20 protein-coding genes are annotated in these 24,552 nt (G+C 67.1%); 3 read left to right on the top strand and 17 right to left on the bottom strand.

All coding sequences use genetic code 11. From position 1 onward, the window contains the following. Window positions 1-54: 54 nt before the first annotated feature. The 9 genes from AC1DK4_RS27590 to phaC all read right to left on the bottom strand — a co-directional run bounded on the left by AC1DK4_RS27590 (window position 55) and on the right by phaC (window position 11,292). Window positions 55-1,281, bottom strand: a complete 1,227-nt coding sequence (locus tag AC1DK4_RS27590; RefSeq protein ID WP_441616021.1) for a cystathionine beta-lyase — start codon at window positions 1,279-1,281, stop codon at window positions 55-57. 122 nt (window positions 1,282-1,403) lie between these two features. Beyond that, complete coding sequence (locus AC1DK4_RS27585) at window positions 1,404-2,021, bottom strand: hypothetical protein (RefSeq protein ID WP_441616504.1); 618 nt, start codon at window positions 2,019-2,021, stop codon at window positions 1,404-1,406. Between the two features lie 34 nt (window positions 2,022-2,055). Then, on the bottom strand, window positions 2,056-3,240 hold the full coding sequence (bktB, locus tag AC1DK4_RS27580; protein ID WP_441616023.1) for a beta-ketothiolase BktB: 1,185 nt from the start codon (window positions 3,238-3,240) through the stop codon (window positions 2,056-2,058). 103 nt (window positions 3,241-3,343) lie between these two features. Beyond that, window positions 3,344-4,723 (bottom strand): 30S ribosomal protein S12 methylthiotransferase RimO, encoded by a 1,380-nt coding sequence (gene rimO, locus AC1DK4_RS27575; RefSeq protein WP_441616025.1) that lies wholly within the window; start codon window positions 4,721-4,723, stop codon window positions 3,344-3,346. A gap of 232 nt (window positions 4,724-4,955) precedes the next feature. Beyond that, window positions 4,956-5,936 (bottom strand): tRNA dihydrouridine synthase, encoded by a 981-nt coding sequence (locus AC1DK4_RS27570; RefSeq protein ID WP_441616027.1) that lies wholly within the window; start codon window positions 5,934-5,936, stop codon window positions 4,956-4,958. A gap of 463 nt (window positions 5,937-6,399) precedes the next feature. Further along, complete coding sequence (phaR, locus tag AC1DK4_RS27565; RefSeq protein WP_006155938.1) at window positions 6,400-6,951, bottom strand: polyhydroxyalkanoate synthesis repressor PhaR; 552 nt, start codon at window positions 6,949-6,951, stop codon at window positions 6,400-6,402. A gap of 427 nt (window positions 6,952-7,378) precedes the next feature. Continuing rightward, the gene (locus AC1DK4_RS27560) at window positions 7,379-8,119 is read right to left on the bottom strand and encodes a 3-ketoacyl-ACP reductase (RefSeq protein WP_441616030.1); all 741 of its coding nucleotides are present in this window, start codon (window positions 8,117-8,119) and stop codon (window positions 7,379-7,381) included. A 118-nt stretch (window positions 8,120-8,237) separates the two neighbouring features. Beyond that, window positions 8,238-9,419, bottom strand: coding sequence for an acetyl-CoA C-acetyltransferase (locus AC1DK4_RS27555; RefSeq protein WP_441616032.1), 1,182 nt, complete (start codon window positions 9,417-9,419; stop codon window positions 8,238-8,240). 76 nt (window positions 9,420-9,495) lie between these two features. Then, window positions 9,496-11,292, bottom strand: a complete 1,797-nt coding sequence (phaC, locus tag AC1DK4_RS27550; RefSeq protein WP_441616034.1) for a class I poly(R)-hydroxyalkanoic acid synthase — start codon at window positions 11,290-11,292, stop codon at window positions 9,496-9,498. A 393-nt stretch (window positions 11,293-11,685) separates the two neighbouring features. Between phaC and AC1DK4_RS27545 the strand changes: the two genes are divergently transcribed. Further along, complete coding sequence (locus tag AC1DK4_RS27545; protein ID WP_441616036.1) at window positions 11,686-11,994, top strand: hypothetical protein; 309 nt, start codon at window positions 11,686-11,688, stop codon at window positions 11,992-11,994. 12 nt (window positions 11,995-12,006) lie between these two features. Here AC1DK4_RS27545 and pgeF read toward each other — a convergent pair whose 3' ends face one another. Both pgeF and AC1DK4_RS27535 read right to left on the bottom strand, forming a co-directional pair. Beyond that, window positions 12,007-12,801, bottom strand: coding sequence for a peptidoglycan editing factor PgeF (pgeF, locus tag AC1DK4_RS27540; RefSeq protein ID WP_441616038.1), 795 nt, complete (start codon window positions 12,799-12,801; stop codon window positions 12,007-12,009). Continuing rightward, the gene (locus AC1DK4_RS27535) at window positions 12,791-14,008 is read right to left on the bottom strand and encodes an RluA family pseudouridine synthase (protein WP_477131903.1); all 1,218 of its coding nucleotides are present in this window, start codon (window positions 14,006-14,008) and stop codon (window positions 12,791-12,793) included. The genes pgeF and AC1DK4_RS27535 overlap by 11 nt, the downstream gene beginning before the upstream one ends. Window positions 14,009-14,024: 16 nt before the next feature. On the opposite strand from AC1DK4_RS27535, the gene AC1DK4_RS27530 reads away from it, so the two are divergent. Then, window positions 14,025-14,855, top strand: coding sequence for an outer membrane protein assembly factor BamD (locus tag AC1DK4_RS27530; protein ID WP_441616041.1), 831 nt, complete (start codon window positions 14,025-14,027; stop codon window positions 14,853-14,855). Window positions 14,856-14,926: 71 nt separating this feature from the next. Here AC1DK4_RS27530 and AC1DK4_RS27525 read toward each other — a convergent pair whose 3' ends face one another. The 3 genes from AC1DK4_RS27525 to AC1DK4_RS27515 form a co-directional block, all read right to left on the bottom strand. Next, a complete protein-coding gene (locus tag AC1DK4_RS27525) occupies window positions 14,927-17,134 on the bottom strand; it encodes a DNA repair helicase YoaA (protein WP_441616043.1) in 2,208 nt (735 codons plus the stop codon). A 67-nt stretch (window positions 17,135-17,201) separates the two neighbouring features. Further along, window positions 17,202-17,405, bottom strand: coding sequence for a YdcH family protein (locus AC1DK4_RS27520; RefSeq protein WP_441616045.1), 204 nt, complete (start codon window positions 17,403-17,405; stop codon window positions 17,202-17,204). A gap of 125 nt (window positions 17,406-17,530) precedes the next feature. Further along, window positions 17,531-18,250, bottom strand: coding sequence for a hypothetical protein (locus AC1DK4_RS27515; protein ID WP_441616047.1), 720 nt, complete (start codon window positions 18,248-18,250; stop codon window positions 17,531-17,533). 260 nt (window positions 18,251-18,510) lie between these two features. On the opposite strand from AC1DK4_RS27515, the gene AC1DK4_RS27510 reads away from it, so the two are divergent. Beyond that, window positions 18,511-20,862: a Tex family protein gene (locus tag AC1DK4_RS27510; protein ID WP_441616049.1), complete on the top strand. Its 2,352-nt coding sequence runs from the start codon at window positions 18,511-18,513 to the stop codon at window positions 20,860-20,862. 11 nt (window positions 20,863-20,873) lie between these two features. Here the strand turns inward: AC1DK4_RS27510 and AC1DK4_RS27505 are convergent, their stop codons facing one another. The 3 genes from AC1DK4_RS27505 to AC1DK4_RS27495 form a co-directional block, all read right to left on the bottom strand. Then, a complete protein-coding gene (locus tag AC1DK4_RS27505; RefSeq protein WP_441616051.1) occupies window positions 20,874-22,217 on the bottom strand; it encodes a type II toxin-antitoxin system HipA family toxin in 1,344 nt (447 codons plus the stop codon). Between the two features lie 10 nt (window positions 22,218-22,227). Next, complete coding sequence (locus AC1DK4_RS27500) at window positions 22,228-22,488, bottom strand: helix-turn-helix domain-containing protein (RefSeq protein WP_441616053.1); 261 nt, start codon at window positions 22,486-22,488, stop codon at window positions 22,228-22,230. A 165-nt stretch (window positions 22,489-22,653) separates the two neighbouring features. Beyond that, the gene (locus AC1DK4_RS27495) at window positions 22,654-24,552 is read right to left on the bottom strand and encodes a potassium transporter Kup (RefSeq protein ID WP_441616055.1); all 1,899 of its coding nucleotides are present in this window, start codon (window positions 24,550-24,552) and stop codon (window positions 22,654-22,656) included.

Here is a 24,552-nt window from a genome sequence, read left to right as displayed (position 1 = left end):
CCCCGTCTGGCGAAGACGGGGCCGTTCTCTGTTCCGGGGGGGGGGCCGGCCTGCTCAGGCCACCAGCTTCGCTTCCATGGCCGCGCGCAGGTCGGCGATCAGGTCACGGGTGTCCTCCAGCCCGATATACAGGCGCACCAGTTCACCCGCGTGCTCCCAGCCGGCGGGGGGCCAGCTGCCCGCCGGCCGCATGGTCTGCACGTGGTACGGCACCGCCAGGCTGTGCGCCCCGCCCCAGGACCAGCCGATCGCGAACAGGCGCAGCGCCTCGACGAAGGCATCGACCTGCGCGCGCGTATAGCGGTCGCGCAGCACGATCGAGAACAGCCCCGTGGCGCCGGTGAAATCGCGCCGCCACACCTCGTGGCCGGGGCAATCGGGCAGCGCCGGGTGCAGCACCCTGGCCACTTCCGGACGCTGGCACAGCCATTCGGCCACTTCGCGCGCGGCGCGGTCGTGCGCGGCCAGCCGCACTGGCATGCTCGGCAGCGAGCGCAGCACCAGATAGCAGTCGTCGGCGGACACGCCCCAGCCCATCAGCATGCGGGTGCGCCTGATACGGTCGTGGAGCTTGTCGTCGCAGGTCAGCACCGCGCCCATCAGCACGTCGCCGCCGCCCGACTGGTACTTGGTCAGGGCCTGCACCGAGATGTCGATGCCCTTGTCGAAGGGCCGGAAATAGACGCCCGCCGACCAGGTATTGTCGATGGCCGTGATCACGCCGCGCGCCCGCGCGGCAGCGACGATGGCCTGGGTGTCGGGAATTTCCATGGTCACCGAACCCGGCGACTCCATCCAGATCAGTTTCGTGTTCGGGCGGATCAGGCCCGCGATGCCGGCGCCGATCATCGGATCGTAGTAGCGCACCGACACGCCGTAATCGCGCGCCAGCCATTCGCCGTGCTCGCGGTTGGGGCCGTAGACGTTGTCGGGGACCAGCACGTCGTCGCCCGACTTGACCAGCGCGAAATACACCTGCGAGATGGCTGCCAGGCCAGACGGCAGCAGCAGCGTATGACGCGCGCCTTCGATCAGTGCGAGATGCTGGCAGAGTGCTTCGCTGGTCGGCGTGGCGTGCAGGCCGTAGCGCCAGTAGGTGGTGGCGCCGTCGCCGTGCGCGCGCAGTTCCGCCAGGTTGCGGAACACCACGGTGGAGCCGCGGTGCGTGGGCGGCGAGAACGAAGCAAAGCCGGGCGCGATATCCAGCTCCGGCTGGACGGCCACGGTTTGCAGGAAGGCGGAATGGGAGCCGGACGGCTCGGGCGGCTTGCGATCGGACACGATGGTTCCTTGTCTGRCAGTGACTCGATGAGCCTTCGAGCTTACCAGCATTCGGGCATGCGTTGGCCTGAAGCGCCTTGCCGGTCCCTTTGCTGTCCGCCCCTTGCCGTCCTGCCTTGGGCTTACCAGCCCGAGATCGACGATTTTGGCGGCGGCGGCGCGTAAGTGACGCCGCTGTTGGGCGTCATGTCGAACGGCGGGATCACCAGCGTGCCGAGCGGCCGGATCATGAAGGGCAGATTGATGGCCGGGTTGGCCGGATCGGTCCAGTTGCCGCGGACGACGCCAGCGCCGTCGATGGCGCCTTCCCAGTTGCCGGTGACGCGGGTGCCGTCGCTGGACTCTTCCATCAGGAAGGCCCCGTTCTCGTACTCGCCGGCGAGCAGGCGCACGCCGCCGCCGCGGCCCACGCTGTATTCGCCATGCACGCTGTCGCGCTCGTCGGACTTGGGCCCGAGCCGCAGGCGCACCGGCTGGTCGCCCAGCGTGCCTACGTAGACCGGCAGCGACGCGTATTCGGGACGCGGCGACAGGGGCCTGGGCGCGGCGCCCGTGGAGAGCTGCGTGCCCCGCCTGGTCTCGCCTTCGCGGATCGCCTGGTTGATGCCGAAGCCCTGGCTGGCGCCGTCGGCCGCGCCGGCGGTGCTGGTGGACAACTCGGTGCCGCCGGCGGCCAGCGCAGCGCCGCACAGCGCTGCCGTGGCCAGGCCGGCCGCGAGCAGCCGGGCCGGCGCCGGCAAGGACAGGAGATTCGCTAGGCGCCGCAAGTCAGCCTCAGATGCGCTCGAAGATGGCCGCGATGCCCTGGCCGCCGCCGATGCACATGGTCACCAGTGCATAGCGGCCCTGCACGCGCTGTAGCTCGTACAGTGCCTTGACGGTGATCAGGGCGCCGGTGGCGCCGATCGGGTGGCCAAGCGAGATGCCGGAGCCGTTCGGGTTGACCTTGGCCGGATCGAGGCCGAGCGCCTTGCTGACGGCGCAGGCCTGCGCGGCGAAGGCTTCATTGGCTTCGATAACGTCGAGGTCGGCCACGCTCAGGCCGGCACGCTCCAGCGCCTTCCTGGTGGCCGGCACCGGGCCGATACCCATGGTCTTCGGGTCGACACCGGCATGCGCATACGAAACCAGGCGCGCCAGCGGCTTGAGGCCACGTTTTTCGGCAACGCCGCGCTCCATCAGCACCACGGCCGCGGCGGCGTCGTTCAGGCCCGAGGCATTGCCCGCGGTCACCGTACCGTTTTCCTTGACGAAGACCGGCTTGAGCTTGGTCATGTCGTCGATGGTGGCGTCGTGGCGGACATGCTCGTCGGTGTCGAAGGTCACGTCGCCCTTGCGGGACTTCAGCGTGACCGGCAGGATCTGGTCCTTGAAATAGCCGGCGCGGATGGCCGCCGAAGCGCGGCGGTGCGATTCCAGCGCGGTCTCGTCCTGCTGGCTGCGGCCGATGTCGTATTCCTTGGCCACGTTCTCGGCGGTCACGCCCATGTGGATGCCGTGGAACGGGTCATGCAGCGCGCCCAGCATCATGTCGAGCAGCTTGGCGTCGCCCATGCGCGCGCCCCAGCGGGCCGACTGCGCCAGGTACGGCGCGCGGCTCATGCTCTCGGCGCCGCCGCCGATGGCCACGTCGGCATCGCCCAGCATGATGGTTTGCGCAGCGCTGACGATGGCCTGCAGGCCGGAGCCGCACAAGCGGTTGACGGTCAGCGCCGGCGCGTCGGTGCTGACGCCACCCTCCACTGCCGCCACCCGGCCCAGGTACATGTCCCGGGGCTCGGTCTGGATGACATTGCCGAACACCACATGGCCGACCTCGTCGCCGCCGACCTGCGCGCGGGACAGTGCCTCGCGCACGACCATGGCGCCCATCTGGGTCGGGGAAAAGTCCTTCAGGCTGCCGCCGAAGGTACCGATCGCGGTCCGCACGCCGCTCACCACCACCACTTCACGTGTCATCTTGTGTCTCCTGGGCTGATGTTGCAGCGCACAGTATAGCGGCGCGCCGGGGAAAGCGAACGATCGTACTTTTACCTATCCAGGCTTGGCCGCCGGAATCCGGTCAGACTTCGCCCCACAGGTCGTGACCGTCGGCGCCGGTGATCTTCACCTCGACGAACTCGCCGACCCTGTAGCGCCGCGCGGCGCCGGCGGGCGGGTCGATATAGACCAGGCCGTCGATTTCCGGCGCATCCGCGGCGGAGCGGCCGATACCGCCGTCCTGGTTGATCTCGTCCACCAGCACCCGCAGAGTCTGGCCCACCTTGCGCTGCAGGCGGCGCGCGGAGACCTCCTCGGCCACTTCCATGAAGCGGGCGCGCCGTTCCTCGCGCACTTCGTCGGGCAAGGCGCCCGGCAGGTCGTTGGCGGTGGCGCCATCCACCGGCGAGTAGGCAAAGCAGCCCACGCGGTCCAGCTCGGCCTCGGCGATGAAGTCGAGCAGCGTCTGGAACTCTTCTTCCGTCTCGCCGGGAAAACCGGCAATGAACGTGCTGCGGATGGTCAGCTCGGGACAGATCGCGCGCCAGGCGCGGATGCGGTCCATGGTCTTCTCGGCATTGGCCGGGCGCTTCATGCGCTTGAGCACGTCCGGGTGCGCATGCTGCAGCGGCACGTCCAGGTAAGGCAGCACATGGCCCTGCGACATCAGCGGGATGATCTCGTCCACGTGCGGGTACGGGTACACATAGTGCAGGCGCACCCAAGCGCCGTACTGGCTGGCCAGCTCGCCCAGCGCCGCCACCAGTTCGGTCATGCGGGTCTTGAGCGGACGGCCGTCCCAGAAGCCGGTGCGGTACTTCACGTCCACGCCGTAGGCGCTGGTGTCCTGCGAAATCACCAGCAGTTCCTTCACGCCCGACTTGAACAGGTTTTCCGCCTCCAGCATGACTTCCGCCACCGGGCGCGAGACCAGGTCGCCGCGCATCGACGGGATGATGCAGAACGAGCAGCGGTGGTTGCAGCCTTCGGAGATCTTCAGGTAGGCGTAATGCTTGGGCGTGAGCTTGATGCCCGCGGGCGGCACCAGGTCGGTAAACGGATCGTGCGGCTTGGGCAGGTGCGTGTGCACCGCCTGCATCACTTCGCCCAGCGCGTGCGGGCCGGTCACGGCCAGCACCTTGGGGTGCACCGAGGTGATGATGTCCTCGCCCTTGGCGTTCTTCTTGGCGCCCAGGCAGCCGGTCACGATGACCTTGCCGTTCTCGCTCAGCGCCTCGCCGATCGCGTCCAGGCTTTCCTGCACCGCTTCGTCGATAAAGCCGCAGGTGTTGACCACCACCAGGTCGGCACCGTCGTAGGTGCCGCTGATGGCATAGCCTTCGGCGCGCAGCTGGGTGATGATCTGTTCGGAGTCGACCAGGGCCTTCGGGCAGCCGAGGCTGACGAATCCCACATTTGGAATACGGTCTTTGTTAGTCGTTGATTCTGCAGGGTTTTTCACGGTTACTTCCAAATGTGGGGCGTGCCGGGCGGGACATGGCCGCCGGGCGGTACGAAGCCAATCGCGCATTTTAACCGTTCGGCAACGTTTGCCGGCGACTGGCGCCGCACATCCGCGCCTGGCGTGCAGGTCCTTGAGGCTTAAGGTACCCGTTGCTCGCCGGCTGCCGGCTGCCGGAGCCGCGCGGCGCGTCAGCGCGGCGGCTCGGTGTGTTCCGCAGGTGTCACCGATCTCACGCCCGCGCGGATAACGCCGCCGGCGAGAGCGCCATGGCGCTCTCGATGACCTCGCGCACCTCGCGCGAATCCTGCATGCGCCGGATCGCGTCGTGCAGCTCGGCAGCCTGCGGCCAGGTCCGCTTCAGATAGCTGAGCCACAGCTTGACGCGCCCGTGCTCATGACAGGAGGCGATGCGGTCCTGCAGTTTCCTCAGATAGTCGGCGATATGGCGGAGCACGAGCGGCCATTCCTCGGCGCAGGCCGAGCGCTCCATCAGTCCGCGTATCCGCAGGGCCAGGAAAGGATCGGACACGGCGCCCCGGCCGATCATCACGTCGGCGCAGCCGCTCACGGCCCGGCAGCGCTCCCAGTCATCGACGGTCCAGACCTCGCCGTTGGCGATGACGGGCACGTCCACCGCGGCATCGATCCGCGCGATCCACTCCCAGTGGGCTGGCGGCCGGTAGCCGTGATCGCGGGTTCTGGCATGCACGACGATGGAGGCCGCGCCGCCTTCGGCCAGCGCGGTGGCGCAGTCGATGGCCAGCGAGGTATCAGACACGCCCAGCCGCATCTTTGCCGTCACGGCGATGCCGGCGGGCACCGCGGCGCGCACCGATGAAACGATACGGTTCAGCAGCCCCGGATCCGCCAGCAGCATGGCGCCGCCGCCGTGCCGGTTGACGAGCTTGGCGGGGCAGCCGAAGTTCAGGTCAAGACCATGCGGCGACAGCGTAGCGGCCTGGGCGGCATTGCGTGCCAGCCACTCGGGATCACTGCCGAGCAGCTGGATCACCATCGGCGTGCCGCCGGGTGTATGGCCGCCGTCGAGAACCTCGGGGGTATCCCGCTCGTAGACGCGATCGGGAAGCAAGGAGCCCGTCACCCGGACGAACTCAGACACGCAGCCGTCGTACCCGCCCGTGCCGGTCAGCACGTCGCGCAGCACGTAGTCCGCCAGCCCTTCCATGGGGGCAAGGAACAGCCGGCTCATGCGAAAGCCGCCGCCGCTGGGCAGCGCTTCTGCCGGCGCCCAGCCGGAAGACCGGAGAACGGGCAAGCGGCGCCTGGAACGGGCCTGGCCGCGGCGGCAAGCGCGTGGCGAATGTCTGGGAATTCGGGGGGCATTGCGATTCGGGCTTTGCAGGCGAGTCCGCAAAATGAATCGCCACATTTGTGATGGATGGCCGGCGCGGGATTCCGCGCGTCAGCCGAATAGGCGTGATTTTAACCGATTGCCCGTGGGGCCCCAGGCGACGGGCCATGGGGAGCGGCATCGAGTCGCCAGCCAGGCGGCGAAAGCGATCAGGAGTCGACGCCATAACACGACGCCACCACACGGCGCGGCACTGGCCGTATCCACCGTGCGGGCACGCCGCGCCCCCGCGAACGGGAGCGGGCGAAAGGGGGCGAAAGGGGGCGAAAGGGGGCAGGCAGGAAGCCGGTGAACGCCCGCCCTACTTCTTGTCGGGCTGGTTGAACGGGAACGTGCCGAACATGTTCTTGGCCTGGCTCTGCATCTGTTCCTGCATCTGCACGAACAGGTTCTTGCTCTGCTCGATGTAGTTGCTCATCATCCCCTGCATCATCGGGCCCTGCATGTTCATGAACTGGGACCACATGTCCGGGCTGAACGGCTCGCCCGAGTACAGGCCCTTGGAGTTCTCGGCCAGCTTGCTCTGGATGTCGATGAAGGCCTGGATATTCTTTTCCAGGTAGGTGCCCATCATGCCCTGCATCGCATGGCCGTAGTAGCGGATGATCTGCGAGAGCATCGAGCTGGAGAACATCGGTACCCCGCCGGTCTCTTCTTCCAGGATGATCTGCAGCAGGATGCTGCGCGTGAGTTCGTCGCCCGACTTGGCGTCGATCACCTTGAAATCCTCGGTGTCCATCACGAGCTGCTTGACGTCGGCCAGCGTGATGTAGGTACTGGTTTGCGTATCGTAGAGCCGGCGATTTGGATACTTCTTGATCAGTCGCTCTGCGCCTTTCTTGGTGGTAGCCATCGGTGCTCTATCCTTTATCGTCGCTGTTGCATGCTGCTGCACCGCATGCTGTGCGGTGCGCAATGGGAACCGGCAGCGGGGGATGCAACGTGTTTGACCTGCAACGCATGATCTATTTTGGTGCGGGCAAGCCGCTGCCCTGATTCTATGCCCAACAAGGCACTATTGAAAGCCGGAGCCTTTAAGGAAAACCCGCACGGGGCAACGGATTGCGGGAAGTCAGACGGCAAAGACCGCCGTTTGCAGCGCAGCGTTGATGCAGTGCGGGCGGTGCGATGCAATATCCGCGACCGGAGGGCATCCGGCCGCCCCGCCCTGTGCCGGTCGCGTTACGCCAACCGGCCTTCGCCCCAAAAGAAAGAGCCCTCCTGAGAGGGCCCTGCAGAGCAAGAAAGGCCACCCCGCACAAAGAGGTGGCCTGCCGGACTCAACCCATGTGCAGACCGCCGTTCAGCGAGAAGTCCGCACCGGTCGCGAAGCCCGACTCGTCCGAGGACAGCCATGCGCAGATCGACGCGATCTCCTCCGGGCCGCCGAGGCGCTTGACGGGAATCGTGCCGACGATCTTGTCCAGCACATCCTGGCGGATCGACTTGACCATGTCGGTGGCGATATAGCCCGGCGACACCGTGTTCACGGTCACGCCCTTGGTCGCCACTTCCTGTGCCAGCGCCATGGTGAAGCCATGCAGGCCAGCCTTGGCGGTGGAATAGTTGGTCTGGCCGAACTGGCCCTTCTGCCCGTTGACCGACGAGATATTGACGATGCGGCCGAAACCGCGGTCGGCCATGCCGTCGATGACCTGCTTGGTCACGTTGAACAGCGAGGTCAGGTTGGTGTCRATCACCGCATCCCAGTCGGCGCGCGTCATCTTGCGGAATACCACGTCGCGGGTGATGCCGGCGTTGTTGATCAGGATATCGACTTCGCCCACTTCGGACTTGACCTTGTCGAACGCGGACTTGGTCGAATCCCAGTCGGCAACATTGCCTTCGGACGCAACGAAATCGAAGCCCAGAGCCTTCTGCTGCTCGAGCCACTTCTCGCGGCGCGGCGAGTTCGGGCCGCAACCGGCCACCACCTTGAAGCCTTCCTTGGCCAGGCGTTGGCAGATGGCGGTTCCGATGCCGCCCATGCCACCCGTTACGTATGCAATGCGCTGAGTCATATCTACTCCTTGATGGCTAATTGTTATTTAAGCTGGCGGCGGGAAAAGCCTTCGCGCCGCCGGCACACCCCTCTGATAGGCCAGTCCGCCACGTATCGCGGGCCGGCCGTCCGCTTCCTTACTTGCGCTCCACCGCGAGCGCCACGCCCATGCCACCGCCGATGCACAGCGAGGCCAGGCCCTTCTTGGCGTCGCGGCGCTTCATCTCGTGCAGCAGCGTGACCAGCACGCGGCAGCCCGACGCACCGATCGGGTGGCCGATGGCGATGGCGCCGCCATTGACGTTCACCTTGGAGGTATCCCAGCCCATCTGCTTGTGCACGGCCAGGGCCTGCGCGGCGAAGGCTTCGTTGATCTCCATCAGGTCCAGTTCTTCCACGCTCCAGCCGGCGCGCGACAGGCAGCGCTTGGATGCCGGAACCGGACCCATGCCCATCACCTTCGGATCGACGCCGGCGGTGCCGTAGGCGCGGATGGTCGCCAGCGGAGTCAGGCCGAGTTCCTTGGCCTTGGCCGCGGACATCACCACCACGGCGGCGGCGCCGTCGTTCAGGCCCGAGGCATTGGCCGCGGTGACCGAGCCGGCCTTGTCGAATGCCGGCTTGAGGCCGGACAGGCCGTCCAGCGTGACACCATGACGCACGAACTCGTCGGTGGCGAACTGCACCGGATCGCCCTTGCGCTGCGGAATCGGCACCGGGACGATTTCCTCGTCGAAGCGGCCGGCCTTCTGGGCGGCTTCGGCCTTGTTCTGCGAAGCGACCGCGAACTCGTCCTGCGCCTCGCGCGTGATGCCGTATTCCTTGGCCACGTTCTCGGCGGTGACGCCCATGTGGTACTGGTTGTAGACATCCCACAGACCGTCGACGATCATGGTGTCGACCAGCTTGGCATCGCCCATGCGGAAGCCGTCGCGCGAGCCCGGCAGCACGTGCGGCGCGGCGCTCATGTTTTCCTGGCCGCCCGCCACCACGATCTCGGCATCGCCGGCGGCGATGGCGTTGGCGGCCAGCATCACGGCCTTCAGGCCGGAGCCGCACACCTTGTTGATCGTCATGGCCGGCACCATCACCGGCAGGCCTGCCTTGATCGCGGCCTGGCGCGCCGGGTTCTGGCCGGAGCCGGCGGTCAGCACCTGGCCCATGATCACTTCGCTGACCTGCTCGGGCTTGACGCCAGCGCGCTCGAGTGCAGCCTTGATGACGATGGCGCCCAGCTCCGGCGCGGGGATCTTGGCGAGCGAGCCGCCGAACTTGCCAACCGCGGTACGGGCAGCGGATACGATGACAATGTCAGTCATTGGGAGGTCCTCTCGAGGTAAATGCGTGAAATGAGTGAATCAGACCGGCGCCGCACGGCGCCGGCCCGGACGAATCTCATGCCTTGGCCTTGACGTAGCGGCCGGGCGCGGGCTCGATGGCGCGATAGTCCTTGTTGCCGTAGTCGGCAGGGGCGGCCTTGCGCGCGCCGGCATGCTTGGCCAGCCAGGACGCCCAGTCCGGCCACCAGCTGCCGGCATGCTCGGTGGCATCGGCCAGCCATTCCTGCGCCGAGGCAGCGACCTTGTCATTGGTCCAGTGGCTGCGCTTCTTCTTGGCCGGCGGATTGATGACGCCCGCGATATGGCCGGACGCGCCCAGCACGAAGCGCACCTTGTTCTCCAGCAGCCCGGTCGAGGCATAGGCCGACGTCCACGGCACGATGTGGTCCTCGCGCGAACCGTAGACATAGGTGGGCACGTCGATGCTGCCCAGGTCCACCGGCGCGTTGCACACGGTCAGCTTGCCCGGCACCTTCAGTTCGTTCTGCAGGTAGGTGTGGCGCAGGTACCAGCAGTACCAGGGGCCCGGCAGGTTGGTGGCATCGCCGTTCCAGAACAGCAGGTCGAACGGCACCGGCGTGTTGCCCTTGAGGTAGTTGTCGACGACGTAGTTCCACACCAGGTCGTTGGGACGCAGGAAGGAGAAGGTATTGGCCAGCTCCACCCCGCGCAGCAGCGCGCAGGGCGTGCCCGCGGCACCGCCGAGGGTGGCCTCGCGCAGCGCCACATGCGCCTCGTCGACAAAGACATCCAGCACGCCGGTATCGGCGAAATCCAGCAGCGTCGTCAGCAGCGTCAGGCTGGCCGCGGGGTGCTCGCCGCGCTGGGCCAGCACCGCCAGTGCCGTGGCGACAATGGTGCCGCCGACGCAGAAGCCGAGCACGTTGATCTGGTCCTGGCCGCTGATCTCGCGCGTGACGTCGATGGCGCGGATGGCCGCGTGCTCGATGTAGTCGTCCCAGCCCAGCTCGGCCATCGATGCGTCCGGATTGCGCCAGGACACCATGTAGACCGTATGGCCCTGCGCCACCATGTAGCTCACCAGCGAGCTTTCCGGCTGCAGATCGAGGATGTAGTACTTGTTGATGCAGGGCGGCACCAGCAGCAGCGGACGGGCAAACACCTTGTCGGTGGTGGCCTTGTACTGCAGCAGCTGGAAGTAGGCGTTCTCGTAGACCACCGCGCCTTCGGTGACCGCCACGTTGCGGCCCACTTCGAAAGCGGATTCGTCGGTCTGCGAGATCTTGCCGCGGCCCAGGTCGTCGAGCATGTTGCGCACGCCGGCACGCAGCGATTCCCCGCCCGATTCGATCAGCCGCTTCTGCGCTTCCGGATTGGTGGCGAGGAAGTTGGCCGGCGACATGGCGTCGACCCACTGCGAGACCGCGAAGCGGATGCGCTGGCGCGTCTTGGCGTCGGCTTCCACCGCGTCCGCCAACTCGTTCATGGCGCGCGCATTGATGAGGTAGAAGGCGGCCGCGTAGTGGAAGGCCGCGCTGCTGCGCCAGGCCTCGCCGGCGAAACGGCGGTCGCGCAGGGCCGTCGAGGGATTGCCGCCCCCCTCGGCCATGCCGCGCCACAGTTCGCTGAAGTCCTTCATGTAGCGCTGCTGGATGTCGGCAAGCTGGTCGGGCGCGAACTTCACGCCCGCCAGGGCGGAACCCGCCAGCGCCTCCAATCCAGGCAGGCCGGGCATGCCCTGGGGCATTGCCGCGCCGTTGCCGTTACCGTTGGCCTGTGCCTGACGGGACCATGCCAGCCATGCAGCTGGATCGAATGGCCCCGGTGCAAATGAAAACGGTTGGGACTTGTCTTCCTTGGCGGAAGCTGCCGCACCTTTGCCGGTTGCCATGATGTTTCGTCTCTCTGCCGTCACTTATTTGAAGGCTGGCCGGGCGCATGCCGCCACTGCGGACTGCCCCGCCGCCAGCCTCGAAACCGGCCCGCGCTGACGCCCTCGGCTGGTGACGCCATGCGGTATGCTTGCCGGACACGCCGCGCCGCCGACCGAAAGGTCCCGGCGAAGCCTGCGAATGCCTGCGAACTGACCTGCCTCGCAATACATTCGAGGCCATTGTTGCCTTGCAATGTTGTGCCTGTCAATGCGGAAAATTGCGCGGACCGGCGCCGCGGGCAAAATGCACCCTGCGCGCCCGGCGCCCATGCTGCGCGCCCCACCCGCACCTCGTGCCCGCCGCTCGCACCGGCCAAAGGGACGAGCTTGCCCGAGAAGGATGACGTTCTGATGTACATCGTTGCAATCGGCTGGATCTATGTGGTCCTGATGATGGCCATTACCGAGCACACCGTGGTCGCGGGCGTGGCCACCTTCGTCTTTTACGGCCTGGGGCCGGTCGCCATCCTGATGTACATCATGGGCACGCCGGGCCGCCGGCGGCGGCGCAAGGCCGAAGAAGCGAGACAAGAGCAGGCGGCAGTGCAAGCGCAGGCGCGGCCCACGCCGCCGGCTGGCGAGGCAGCGGAGGCAGCGGAGGCAGCAGCAGGCGCGGCGCCGCCCGCCAGCGCAGAGGGCCGCCCCGCTGCCCGCGAGTAAACCCGGCAGGCCTCAGGCGGCCAGCCAGACAAGGCTGGCCATGCGGCCGGTGACGCCGTCCCGGCGGTAGGAATAGAAGCGCTGCGCGTCGGTGACGGTGCAGGTATCGCCGCCATGCACGTCGGCGCAGCCGGCACGGGCCAGCCGGGTCCGGGCCAGGCCATAGATGTCGGCAAAGTATTTCCCGGGCGCGCCGGGACGGAAAGCCGCCTCGACGGCAGCCATCTCCTGCGGCAGTGCCGCGGCCAGGAAAGCCTGGCGCACTTCCGCCCCCACCTCGAACGCTTGCGGCCCGATGGCCGGCCCAAGCCACGCCAGCCACCGCGCCTGCGGTCCGGCCCGGGTGCTCATGCCTGCCAGCGTGGCCTCGATCACGCCCGCGCACAGCCCGCGCCAGCCGGCATGCGCCGCGCCCACCACGGTGCCGGCACGGTCGCATAGCAGCACCGGCAGGCAGTCGGCGGTCATCACAGCGCAAACGCGGCCCGGCGTCGTGGCGATGCTTGCGTCAGCCTTCGGCACCACGGCATCGCCGCCGGCGAATTCGTCCCCGCTCGCGACGGCGCAGCCATGCACCTGCTCCAGCCATGCCGGCGCGCTGGGCAGCCGCGCCGCCAGGCGCGCACGGTTGCCGGCCACGGCCGCGGGGTCGTCGCCCACATGCGTGCCCAGGTTCAGCCCGCCCTGGCTGCCGTCCGCCAGGCCATAGGGGCTGACGCTCAGGCCACCCTGGCGCGTGGTCGACAGCGCGCGCACGCGCGCGGGCGCCGGCCAGTCAGGCACCAGCCAGGCGGGGTCAGTCGTCATCGCCGTACACCCACACGCCGTCTTCGCCCTCCACCCAGCCATCGTCCTCATCGTCGGCATCGTCGCCTTCGAAGTCGAGGACGTCGATAAGCGCCTGCAGGTCGTCGGGCGGCGGCGCCTCCCACGAAATGTCCTTGCCCGTGACTGGGTGCACCAGCCCGAGCCGGAATGCGTGCAGGGCCTGACGGCCCAGCGGCACGGGCAGCGGCGCCTTGATGGCCGGACGCTGGCCGCGCCGCGTGGCGGCGCGGTGATAGACCGTGTCGCCGAGCAGCGGGTGGCCGATGGATTCGAAATGCACGCGGATCTGGTGGGTACGTCCGGTCTCGAGCTGGCACATGACCATGGAGACATTGCCGCGTCCAAGCGGCACCGTGCCCAGCGTGCGGAAATGCGTGCGCGAAGGCTTGCCGCTGTTGGTCAATACCACGCCCATGCGTGTGCGCTCGCGCGGATCGCGGCCGATCGGCGCGTCGATGGTGCCGGAGTCGGGCGTCGTGCCCCACACCAGCGCCAGGTAGCGGCGCTTGACGGTGCGCGCCTGCAACTGCCGCACCAGGTCCGTCTGCGCGGTCAGCGTGCGCGCCACCACCATCAGCCCCGTGGTTTCCTTGTCGAGCCGGTGGACGATGCCCGCACGCGGCAGTCCCACCGCCTCGGGATAGCGATGCAGCAGGCCGTTGAGCACGGTCCCGCTCCAGTTGCYGGCAGCCGGATGGACAACCAGGCCGGCGGACTTGTTGATGACCAGCAGCGTGGCGTCTTCGTACACCACGTCCAGTTCGACGTCTTCCGGCACGAAGGCGCGCGATTCGGGCGCGACCTGGGGCCGGACCTCGATGCGCTCGCCCATCTGCACGGCATCGCGCGAACGGCGCGCGGTGCCGTTGACCAGCACCGAGCCGCCTTCGATCCATTGCTGCAGGCGGCTGCGCGAGAAGCCGCTGAGATGGCGGGCCAGCAGCTTGTCGAGGCGCTCTCCATGTGAGGCACTATCGACATCGAACGACACCGGCTGCATTTCGGTCTCGATCGGCGACAGCTGCGCGCCGGCCGGCAGGCCGTCCAGCGCGGCCACGTCGACCAGGTCTTCGAGATCCTCCACCTCGTTCAAGGTGTCGGCAAGATCCTCGGCTTGCTGTGTGGGGCCCTTGGCCGCGGTTTCGGGCAAGGGGCTTGGGCTATAATGCTTGATGCTATTTTTCATCCGGGATACGTTGCCCATGCAATTGATGAGCATGAAGCGCGCCAGCTGGCGCGCAAGAATTGGAGCGATTCTGCTCGCAGGCGGCTGCGTCATGCTGTCGGCATGCGGCCTGCTGTCGGATCAACCAGACGAGACTGCCGGCTGGTCGGCTAACAAATTATATTCTGAAGCCAAGGAAGCCCTCGATTCAGGTGACTTTACCCGCGCAGTCAAGCTGTACGAAAAGCTCGAAAGCCGCTACCCGTTCGGCCGTTTCGCGCAGCAGGCACAGATCGATACCGCCTATGCCAACTACAAGGATGGCGAGACCGCCGCGGCACTGGCTTCGGTCGATCGCTTCATCCAGCTGCACCCGAGCCACCCGAATATCGATTACGCCTACTACCTCAAGGGCCTGATCAACTTCAACGACAACCTGGGATGGCTGGGCCGCTTTTCCGGCCAGGATCTCAGCGAGCGCGACCCGAAGGCCGCGCGCGCCGCGTATGACGCGTTCAACACACTGGTCTCGCGCTTCCCGGAAAGCAAGTACACGCCCGACGCCGCGGCACGCATGCAGTACATCGTGAATTCGCTGGCACAGCATGAGGTCCATGCGGCACGCTACTACTACCGCCGCGGCGCCTACCTGGCCGCCGCCAACCGGGCCCAGCAGGCGCTCAAGGACTATGACGGCGCGCCGGCCAACGAGGAAGCGCTGTACATCATGATCCGCTCGTACGATTCGCTGGGCATGAAGGATCTGCGCGACGACACCGCCCGCGTGATGGAAAAGAACTTCCCGAACAGCGATTACATCAAGTACGGCGAGCGCCGCAAGGACAAGTCCTGGTGGGAAGTGTTCTGAAAGTCAGCCACCCGGCCGCAAAAAAGCCCGATTCCGATCGGGCTTTTTTATTTTCGTTGTCCCCGCCGGCCTCAGTCGGCGGGTGATGCATCGCCGTCACCGGCGCCGACCGCGTCTTCCACCGCCTGCGCGGGCTCGCCGCCATTGCGCAGCGTTTCCAGGAAATGGATCACCGTCTCGGCCTCGCGCGTGCGCTTGAACGGCGGCAGGCTTTGCCAGATTTGGCGGCCATAGGGCTTCTCCACCAGCCGCGTGTCGCAGATCACCAGCACGCCGCGATCCGTCTCCGAGCGGATCAGGCGCCCCGCGCCCTGCTTCAGCGTGATCACCGCGTGTGGCAGCTGATGCACGGCAAACGGACTCAGGCCCTTCTTCTGCAGCACTTCCATGCGCGCGGCCAGCACCGGATCGTCGGGTGGCGCAAATGGCAGCTTGTCGATGATCACCAGCGATAGCGCCTCGCCACGCACATCCACCCCCTCCCAGAAACTCTGGCTGCCAACCAGCACGGCATTGCCCAGTTCGCGGAAACGGTCGAGCAATTCGGTGCGGCTGGCCTGGCCCTGCACCAGCAGCGGCAGTTCGAGGCCACGCTCGGCGAAGGCGTCATAGAGCAGGTCCGAAGCACGCTGTACCGCGCGCAGCGTGGTACAGAGCAGGAAGGCCCGCCCTCCGGCCGCCTCGATCAGCGGCAGCGCGGCCTGCACCACGGCGTCGGTGAACTGCGGCGACTGCGGCGCCGGGAGATCGCGCGGCACGTAGAGCAGGCCCTGCTCCGCATAGTCGAAGGGGCTGGGCAGGGTCAGCGATTTGTCCTTGTCCAGGCCGAGCTGCGCGGCGTAATGGCTGAAATTGCCCTTCACCGACAGCGTAGCCGAGGTGAAGACCCAGGCCCGCGGATGCCCTTCGCGCTGGCGAGTGAAGATCGGCGCGATCGACAAGGGCGTGCGGTGCAGCTGCACGGTATGGGAGAACACCTCCACCCAGCGCACCGTGTCCGGCCCGAAGGCGGCTTCCGGCGCGGCAGCGGTTGCAGCCTCGTCGCCGGCCGGCGCGGGTTTCGGCGCGGCCTTGGCCTCGCTGCGCCAGGCAGCCAGGCGCTGCTCCAGCTCCACCGCGCGCCGATGGCACTGTTCGAGCGATTCGGCGCGCTCGGCCTGGCTCTCGAGCAAGGCCACGAATTCCCCCAGCGCGGCTTCCAGCGCGTCCAGCGTTTCGAAGAACGGCTTGCTGATGCGGGGGTCGGCCTCGATCTGGCTGACCGCCAGGCGCGCATTGTCCTTGGTGAAGGCCAGCCGCAGGTCGCGCGCGGCGCGCTCCAGCGGCGCGGCAATGCGCACCCAGTCGGCCGCGTCCCGCGCGTGCGAGAGGCCCTCGGCCACGGTGTCGCGCGCGATCTCCAGCAACTGGCTGGTCGACAGACTCTCGCCGAAGAACAGCGTGGCGGTTTCGGGCAGCTGATGGGCTTCGTCGAAGATCACCGTGTTGGCCGCCGGCAGCAACTCGGCCATGCCGGTATCGCGCAGCACCACATCGGCAAAGAACAGGTGATGGTTGACCACCACCATGTCCGCCTGTTGCGCCTCCTTGCGGGCACGCATGACGAAGCACTCTTTGTAGTTCGGGCACTCCGTGCCAAGGCAGTTGTCGCGCGTCGAGGTGACGAGCTGCCAGACCGGCGCATTCTCCGGCACCGAGGCCAGTTCGGCCTTGTCGCCCGAAGCGGTGACCTTGGCGAAGCGCGCGATCTCGCGCAGCCACGCCGCGTCCTGGCGCGATGCCAGCCGGCCCTGGGCCTCGGCGCGTTCCAGATGGTAGTGGCAGAGGTAGTTGGCCCGCCCCTTGAGCAGGGCGACCGACACGGGCACATTGAGCGCCCGCCGCACGGTGGGAATGTCGCGCAGGAAGAGCTGGTCCTGCAGGTTCTTGGTGCCGGTCGAAAGGATCACCTTGCCGCCCCACAGCATGGCGGGCACCAGGTAGGCAAAGGTCTTGCCGGTGCCCGTGCCGGCCTCGACGATGACGGTGTCGCTGGTTTCGATCGCACCTGCCACGGCCGCGGCCATGCGCTCCTGCGCATCGCGCGGACGATAGCCCTCGATGGCCTGCGCCAGCGTGCCGGTCTTGGCGAAGATGGTGGCAAGCTGGGCCGCCTGGGCGGCCGCGTTGCCGGCAGGCACGGCGGCGCCGGTGCCGCTGGCGGCACCGCCGTGCGCGTCGCTCGGCGCGGGCGTCAGGGCGGCGGCCGGCGCGTCTGGAATGTCTTCGGAAGCAGGCAAGGCAAGGCTTTCTGGCGAGCCGGCTCAGCGCCGGCCCGGGGATGAGAGGAATGGCAAGGTGATCAGGTCAGGCCGGCACGTCCGGCTCGAGCTGCAACTGGAGCAGCGTGATCGCATCCTTGAGCTTGAGACGGCGCTTTTTCAGGCGCCGCATCTGCAGTTCGTCATGGGTGGCGTCAGCCGCCATGCGGTCGATCAGGTAGTCGAGATCGCGATGTTCGATCTGCAACTCCATGATCTGTCGCTCCAGGGTATTCAGATTGCGGTCCATGGGCTCCCCCGCTCAATGCCGGCGCTGGCGCCGGCGGGCCGGCATGGTGTCGGGCACCGGCTGTTGTCGCCAATCAGGCTATTGTCGCCGGTATTGCCCCCGGCCGTGGGCGCGGCTCGCACCGCTCAGAAACCGAAGGGCCGCGGCGCGGACGCCGGCCCTTGCTGCTCCTTGGCCTTGGCGCGACGCTCGTCGACATCCTTCTGCCGTTGTTCGGCGTCGTGCTGCTTGGCCTCGAAGGCCTTTACGTTCTCTTGCCGCTGCTGCGCCTTCTGCGCGCCCTGCTCCTGCGCTTGCCTGACGCGGGCATCGAAGTCGGCCTGCTTCTTGTCATAGGCCTGCGCATTGGCTGCGCGCTGCGGGGCGCCCGCCTGGTGCTCGGCGTCGCGCAGCTGCTGCTCCTGCTGCTTGCGCTCGAAGCTCGCGCGGCTGGCCTGCTCGTTGGCCTGGCGCTTGGGTTGATCGGCCTCGTATTCGGCACGCCGGATGGCCTGTTCGCGATCGCGCTCGACCGCCTTGAACGCGCGCTCCGCATCGCCCACCTCGAGCTCGCGCTTGCGCAGCACCTGCAGTTCCGCGCGCTGCACGTCCTTGGCCTTGTCCACGCAGTGCGTGACGAAGAACTTGGCGTAGCAATCGTGCGCCGCCTGGCCGTAGCGGTAGTTGGTCCAGTCGCGCGAATCGTTGATGGCCTTGCGCTCGGCGGCGAAGTCCCGGGGCGGCGCCTGCGGCGCTGCAGCTTCGGCGGCAGGCGCAGCACTCTGCGCGGCGCCCGGCACCGGCGCCAGCAAGGCTGCCGCGCTGGCAACCAGCAGGATGAAGTGAGCCCGCAGCGAGCGAGGCATGCGGGTCGCCGCGCGGGTAGCGCGAAGGGCTGGGAACGCGGGCGCGCAAGCGGCCGGATGTGGCTTGACGATCATGCCCCGATTCTAACATCCGGCCTGCTTGTTGCCCCACTGGGGCCGCACCGGGGCCGCACCCGGGCCGCATTGATATCACGCCGGCCGCATGCCGGCGTGGCGGCACCACGCCGGCTTGCGCGCACCGCGTCTCGCCGCGTCGCGCTTGTGGCAAAATGCCCCGCTTTCGACTGACTGTTTTCCTGATGTCCAAACTGCCAGCTTCCGTCACGCAAAAGATCGTGTCGCTCATCGCGGCCGAACTGTCCGTCCAGCCCCGCCAGGTGGCGGCGGCCGTTGAACTGCTCGACGAAGGCGCGACCGTGCCTTTTATCGCCCGCTACCGCAAGGAAGTGACCGGCAACCTGGACGACACGCATCTGCGTACGCTGGAAGAGCGCCTGCTCTACCTGCGCGAGATGGAAGAGCGCCGCGCCGCCATCCTGGCCTCCATCGAGGAACAGGGCAAGCTCACGCCCGAGCTGCGCGCCGCCATCGAAGGCGCCGAGACCAAGCAGACGCTGGAAGACCTCTACCTGCCCTACAAGCCCAAGCGCCGCACGCGCGCCCAGATCGCACGCGAATGCGGGCTGGAGCCGCTGGCCCAGGCGCTGCTGGCCGACCCCACGCTGGATCCGCAGGCCGAGGCCGCCAAATACGTCAACGGCAACCCCACCGCCGACGGCGGCGTGCCCGACGTCAAGGCCGCGCTGGACGGCGCGCGCGACATCCTCTCCGAGCAGTTCGGCGAGACCGCCGAGTTGCTCGGCAAGCTGCGCGAGCACCTGTGGAGCAACGGCCTGGTCAGTTCTTCCGTGATGGAAGGCAAGGAAAACGCCGAAGAAGAAAAATTCCGCGACTACTACCAGTACAGCGAAACCATCCGCACCGTGCCGTCGCACCGCGCGCTGGCGCTGTTCCGTGGCCGCAATGCCGGCGTGCTGATGGTCAAGCTGGGCCTCGGCGAAGAACAGGACGCGCTGGTGCCGCATCCGTGCGAAGGCATGATCGCGCGCCATTTCGGCATCCAGAACCAGAACCGCCCGGCCGACAAGTGGCTCGGCGACGTCTGCCGCTGGTGCTGGCGCGTCAAGGTGCAGCCGCACCTGGAAACCGAACTGCTGACGCAGGTGCGCGAGAGCGCCGAGAACGAGGCCATCAAGGTGTTCGGCCGCAACCTGCATGAACTGTTGCTGGCCGCGCCGGCGGGCCCGAAGTCCGTGATGGGCATCGACCCGGGTATCCGCACCGGCTGCAAGATCGCCGTGGTCGACACCACCGGCAAGCTGATCGACACCGCCACCATCTACCCGCACGAGCCGCGCCGCGACTGGAACGGCTCGCTCGCCACGCTGGCGCGCCTGGCCCGCCAGCACAACGTGATGCTGGTCTCGATCGGCAACGGCACCGCCAGCCGCGAGACCGACAAGCTGGTGCAGGACCTCATGAAGCAATTGCCCGAAGCCAAGCTGACCAAGATCGTGGTCAGCGAGGCAGGCGCTTCGGTCTACTCGGCATCCGAGCTGGCGGCCAAGGAATTCCCCGACCTCGACGTGTCGATCCGCGGCGCGGTCTCGATCGCGCGCCGCCTGCAAGACCCGCTGGCGGAACTGGTGAAGATCGACCCCAAGTCGATTGGCGTGGGCCAGTACCAGCATGACGTCAACCAGCGCGAGCTGGCGCGCGCGCTGGACGCCGTGGTCGAGGATTGCGTGAACGCCGTGGGCGTGGACGTCAACACCGCCTCGGCCCCGCTGCTGGCGCGCGTGTCGGGCCTGAACACGGTGCTGGCGCGCAATATCGTCGACTACCGTGACGCCAACGGCGCCTTCCCCAACCGCGATGCCCTCAAGAAGGTGCCGCGCCTGGGCGACAAGACCTTCGAGCAGGCCGCCGGCTTCCTGCGCGTCAACGATGGCGACAACCCGCTGGACCGTTCCTCGGTCCACCCCGAAGCCTACCCGGTGGTCACGCGCATCCTCGAACACATCAAGAAGGGCCTGCCCGACGTGATGGGCAACCGCGAAGCCTTGCGCGGCCTGTCGCCGACGGCTTTCACCGACGAGACCTTCGGCCTGCCGACGGTGCGCGACATCCTGTCCGAGCTGGAAAAGCCCGGCCGCGATCCGCGCCCCGAGTTCAAGACCGCCACCTTCCAGGACGGCGTGGAAGACATCAAGGACCTGCAGCCGGGCATGGTGCTCGAAGGCGTGGTCACCAACGTGGCCGCCTTCGGCGCGTTCGTCGATATCGGCGTGCACCAGGATGGCCTGGTCCACATCTCGGCGCTGTCCACCAAGTTCATCAAGGATGCGCACGAGGCGGTCAAGGCCGGCCAGATCGTCAAGGTCAAGGTGATGGAGGTGGACGTCAAGCGCAACCGGATCGGGCTGAGCATGCGGCTCGACGACGAACCCGGCCAGGGCCCGGCGCGTGCCGGCCAGGGCGAGCGCGGCAACGCGCCGCGCCAGGGCCAGAACAAGGGCGCTGGCGGCGGACGCCGGGAAGCCGAGCCGAGCGGCGCGATGGCGGCCGCCTTCGCCAAGCTCAAGCGCTGAAAGGCGGGGGGCTACCGCCCCCCTCGCTTGCCCATCAGGCCGGACCGTCCGATCACGGTCCCCGTCTTGTGCGCCGGCTCCGGGTCAGAGAAACCGGCCGCCTCGATGGCCGGCGACAGTTGCCGCAAGCCGGCATTCCTGCGCGCGCTGCGCAGCGACTCCATGCCGTCGTTCCACGCGTGCAGCATCTGCTTGGCCACGTCTCGCCATTGCGGCTCGTTGCGCGACGCCGCGATGAGTTCATGGCCGACCGCCACCGCCGAATCGCACAACGCCTCGACCATGGCCGCATAGCGGCGCGGCGCGATGCCCATGCGTGTGTTCAGCAACCGCTCCAGCGCCTTGCCTGCCGCCCAGGTCTTGCGTCCGTCGATGAAGAGTCCGGGCGGGTTGCTGGCGTAGCGCGGGTAGGCCTGGGTCGTGACGATGTCGTAGACCGGGGTGAACCTCACATCGTCCACGCCCGAGTAGTACAGCGCGATGTTCTTCGCGTGGCAATCGGCATTGCGCACCACATAGTTGACCAGCAGATGCCAGGCCAGGTGTTCCATCTGTGCCTGCAAGGCATCGCGCGCCAGGTAGGAGCGGGCCGCCGCCAGCACCTTCTCCGTGGTGGCAGCGTACTTCTCGTGCGGCGGCAAGCCGAGCAGGCCGCACATGTCTTCCACGCCGTACACCGGCAGGCCCGCTTCATCCACGTCGAAACGCTCGACCACCAGCGCGCGGCCATCGTCCGACATGCGCGTGGCGGCCACCGGCACCACGCCCAGGCGCTCGAGCACGCGCATCGAATGGAACTCGTTGAAACCGAGGAACGGCGTGCTGTCGTCCGATCCCTTGACGATATAGCGGCTGGTGCGCAAGGTGGGCTTGCCAAGCGGCATCGCCTCCTCGTCACGCGCGTCCGGCGCGATGAATTTCGGCACCGCGCCGGAAATGGCCGCGCGGGCATATTCCCTGACCAGGGCCGCGAAATGCGCTTCGGTGTTGTCACCGTGCAGGATACGCTGCACGTCCAGCCCCTGCAGTTCCGTGCCGGGCGCCACGCCCTCCGGCGTGACCGTGACGCGGCCGATGCCCATGGCACCCACCACCGCCAGCAGCGACAGATCGGTGCCGTCGAGCAAAGGCCCGAACTGCTCGCGGATCAGGTTGAGCAGGAAGCCCTCGGGCAGGTTCTGGCGAAAGAAGGGATGCAGGTCGCGCGGCCAGCGCCAGGGCTCTTCGCGCACCGGCATGGCAAGCGAGACGAAGTCTTGCGGCTGTGCCTGCGCGAGATACTTGAGCACGTATTCGTCGCGCTCGCGGTAGAGCGTGGCGACGCGCCGCCGCATGACATGGACATCGAGCCTCATGGCAGCACCCTCATTGCGGCGTCTCGCGCTGCTCGGCCAGGATGTCGTCGAGGGTGCGGCCGTGGCCATGCCTGACCACCTTGAGGTCGTAGCCGGCCGATTCGAGCAGCCTGACCAGCGCGGAGACGCTCATATCGCCGCGGGCGAGGGTTTCCATGCGGGCGACGGTAGTGCGTGCCACCCCGGCGCGGTCGGCCAGTTCCTGCTGGGACAGGCCGGCTTCGCGGCGGACCTCGCGAAGCATCTCGCCGACATCGGCCATGGTTGTCATTCTGTAGCCCCCGAGCATCAAAACAGTTCGAAAACCGTTTTATTGTAGCCGGTGGGCGRCAAAATAAAAGGTCAATCCTGATGCCTTCGGGCTACAAAATTGGGGGAAAGCCCGTATTCTGTAGCCCATGGGCATCAAATGCCGGGCTCCTGGCGCCGAACCGGATCAGATCTCTACCTTCGTCCCCAGCTCCACCACCCGATTGGCCGGGATCTGGAAGAAGTCAGACGGCTTGGCGCCGTTCTGATGCATCCAGGCAAACAGGCTTTCGCGCCACATCGACATGCCCGGCAGCTTCGAGGGAATCACCGATTCGCGGGCGATGAAGAAGGAAGTTTCCATCAACTCGAATTGCATATTGAGCTTGCGCTGCGCGAGATCCAGCACGCGCTGCACGTCCGGGGTCTCCTTGAAGCCGTACTCGGACTTGAGGACAAAGACGCCGCCGCCCAGATCCTTGCAGATCAGGCGGTGATCGTCGTCCACGAAGGGGATGTCGCGCGTGACAAAGCTCAGGAACACCACGCGCTCGTGCAGCACGCGGTTGTGCTTGAGATTGTGCAGCAGCGAAACCGGCACCGATTCGGTATTGCCGGTCAGGAACACGGCCGTGCCTTCGACGCGATGTGGCGGATGCGCCAGCAGCCCGCCGATGAACGGCTCGAGCGGGATGCCGTCTTCCAGGCTGCGGGCGCGCAGCAGCTTGCGGCCGCTGTGCCAGGTCATCAGCAGGAAGAAGGCGGTGCCGCCCATCAGCAGCGGGAACCAGCCGCCTTCGGCGACCTTGAGCAGGTTGGCCGCGAAGAAAGCCAGGTCGACCAGCAGGAAGGTCAGTCCGATCACCGTCACCAGGACGGGGTTCCACTTCCACACATTGCGCATCACCACGGCGGCCAGGAAGGTGGTGATCACCATCGTGGTCGTCACCGCGATGCCGTAGGCGGCGGCAAGGTTCTCCGACTTCTTGAATGCCAGCACCACGGCCACGACCAGGACCAGCAGGATCCAGTTGATCACCGGCAGGTAGATCTGGCCGATCTCGGCGGCGGAGGTGTAGCGGATGCGCATGCGCGGCACGAAACCAAGCTGGATGGCCTGGCTGGTCAGCGAGAATGCGCCCGAGATGACGGCCTGCGAGGCGATCACGGTGGCGCAGGTGGCCAGCAACACCATCGGCAGCAGCAGTGGCTCCGGGACCATCAGGTAGAAGGGATTCTGGATGGCCGCCGGGTTCTGCAGGAGCATCGCGCCCTGGCCGAAATAGTTGAGCATCAGGCAAGGCATCACCAGCACGAACCAGCCCAAGCTGATCGGGCGCCTGCCGAAATGCCCCATGTCCACATACAGGGCTTCCGCGCCGGTCAGCACCAGGAACACCGAGCCCAGCACCACGAAGGCCTGCAGCGAATGCTCCGTCAGGAAGCGCACGCCATAGAGCGGGTTGACGGCCAGCAGGACCGACGGCACGCCCACCAGGTTATACAGGCCAAGCGCGCCCAGGGCCAAGAACCAGACGATCATGATCGGCCCGAACAGCTTGCCCACCGCGCTGGTGCCGCTGCGCTGGATCATGAACAGCGCCACCAGGATCACCAGCGTGATCGGGATGACGAAATGCGACAGGCCTGGCGCCGCGATCTCCAGCCCCTCCACCGCGGAAAGCACGGAAATGGCGGGGGTGATGACCGCATCGCCATAGAACATGCAGGCGCCGAAGATGCCCAGCATCATCAGCATCTTGGCCGTCCTGGAGCGTGGCGCAGCCGTGCGCAGGGCCAGCGCCATCAGCGCCAGCACGCCGCCTTCGCCATCGTTGTCGGCCCGCATGACGAACATCACGTACTTGATGGACACCACGATGGTCATGGCCCAGAACAGCATCGAGATGATGCCCAGTACCGCGTCTGCGCTGAAGGGAATGCCGTGCTCGGCGCTGAAGCACTCTTTGAGCGAGTACAGCGGGCTGGTACCGATATCGCCAAAGACGACGCCGATCGCGCCGATCACCAGTGCACGCTTGCTAGGGCTTTCGACGAAATAATGACTGGTTGCGGTCTGGGTCAT

The organism is Cupriavidus sp. 05N38 (assembly GCF_056397345.1).
The sequence above is the reverse complement of the archived record's forward strand: the minus strand, read 5'-3'. Positions and strand labels throughout refer to the sequence as shown.

What these genes read in the sequence shown, in the direction of transcription:
- phaR (WP_006155938.1), bottom strand. Translation starts at nt 6,951, where the DNA reads ATGGCTACCACCAAGAAAGGCGCAGAGCGACTGATCAAGAAGTATCCA.
- bktB (WP_441616023.1), bottom strand. Translation starts at nt 3,240, where the DNA reads ATGACACGTGAAGTGGTGGTGGTGAGCGGCGTGCGGACCGCGATCGGT.
- AC1DK4_RS27500 (WP_441616053.1), bottom strand. Translation starts at nt 22,488, where the DNA reads ATGACAACCATGGCCGATGTCGGCGAGATGCTTCGCGAGGTCCGCCGC.
- AC1DK4_RS27515 (WP_441616047.1), bottom strand. Translation starts at nt 18,250, where the DNA reads ATGCCTCGCTCGCTGCGGGCTCACTTCATCCTGCTGGTTGCCAGCGCG.
- AC1DK4_RS27505 (WP_441616051.1), bottom strand. Translation starts at nt 22,217, where the DNA reads ATGAGGCTCGATGTCCATGTCATGCGGCGGCGCGTCGCCACGCTCTAC.
- phaC (WP_441616034.1), bottom strand. Translation starts at nt 11,292, where the DNA reads ATGGCAACCGGCAAAGGTGCGGCAGCTTCCGCCAAGGAAGACAAGTCC.
- AC1DK4_RS27520 (WP_441616045.1), bottom strand. Translation starts at nt 17,405, where the DNA reads ATGGACCGCAATCTGAATACCCTGGAGCGACAGATCATGGAGTTGCAG.
- AC1DK4_RS27570 (WP_441616027.1), bottom strand. Translation starts at nt 5,936, where the DNA reads ATGAGCCGGCTGTTCCTTGCCCCCATGGAAGGGCTGGCGGACTACGTG.
- AC1DK4_RS27495 (WP_441616055.1), bottom strand. Translation starts at nt 24,552, where the DNA reads ATGACCCAGACCGCAACCAGTCATTATTTCGTCGAAAGCCCTAGCAAG.
- AC1DK4_RS27510 (WP_441616049.1), top strand. Translation starts at nt 18,511, where the DNA reads ATGTCCAAACTGCCAGCTTCCGTCACGCAAAAGATCGTGTCGCTCATC.
- AC1DK4_RS27530 (WP_441616041.1), top strand. Translation starts at nt 14,025, where the DNA reads ATGCAATTGATGAGCATGAAGCGCGCCAGCTGGCGCGCAAGAATTGGA.
- pgeF (WP_441616038.1), bottom strand. Translation starts at nt 12,801, where the DNA reads ATGACGACTGACCCCGCCTGGCTGGTGCCTGACTGGCCGGCGCCCGCG.
- AC1DK4_RS27545 (WP_441616036.1), top strand. Translation starts at nt 11,686, where the DNA reads ATGTACATCGTTGCAATCGGCTGGATCTATGTGGTCCTGATGATGGCC.
- AC1DK4_RS27555 (WP_441616032.1), bottom strand. Translation starts at nt 9,419, where the DNA reads ATGACTGACATTGTCATCGTATCCGCTGCCCGTACCGCGGTTGGCAAG.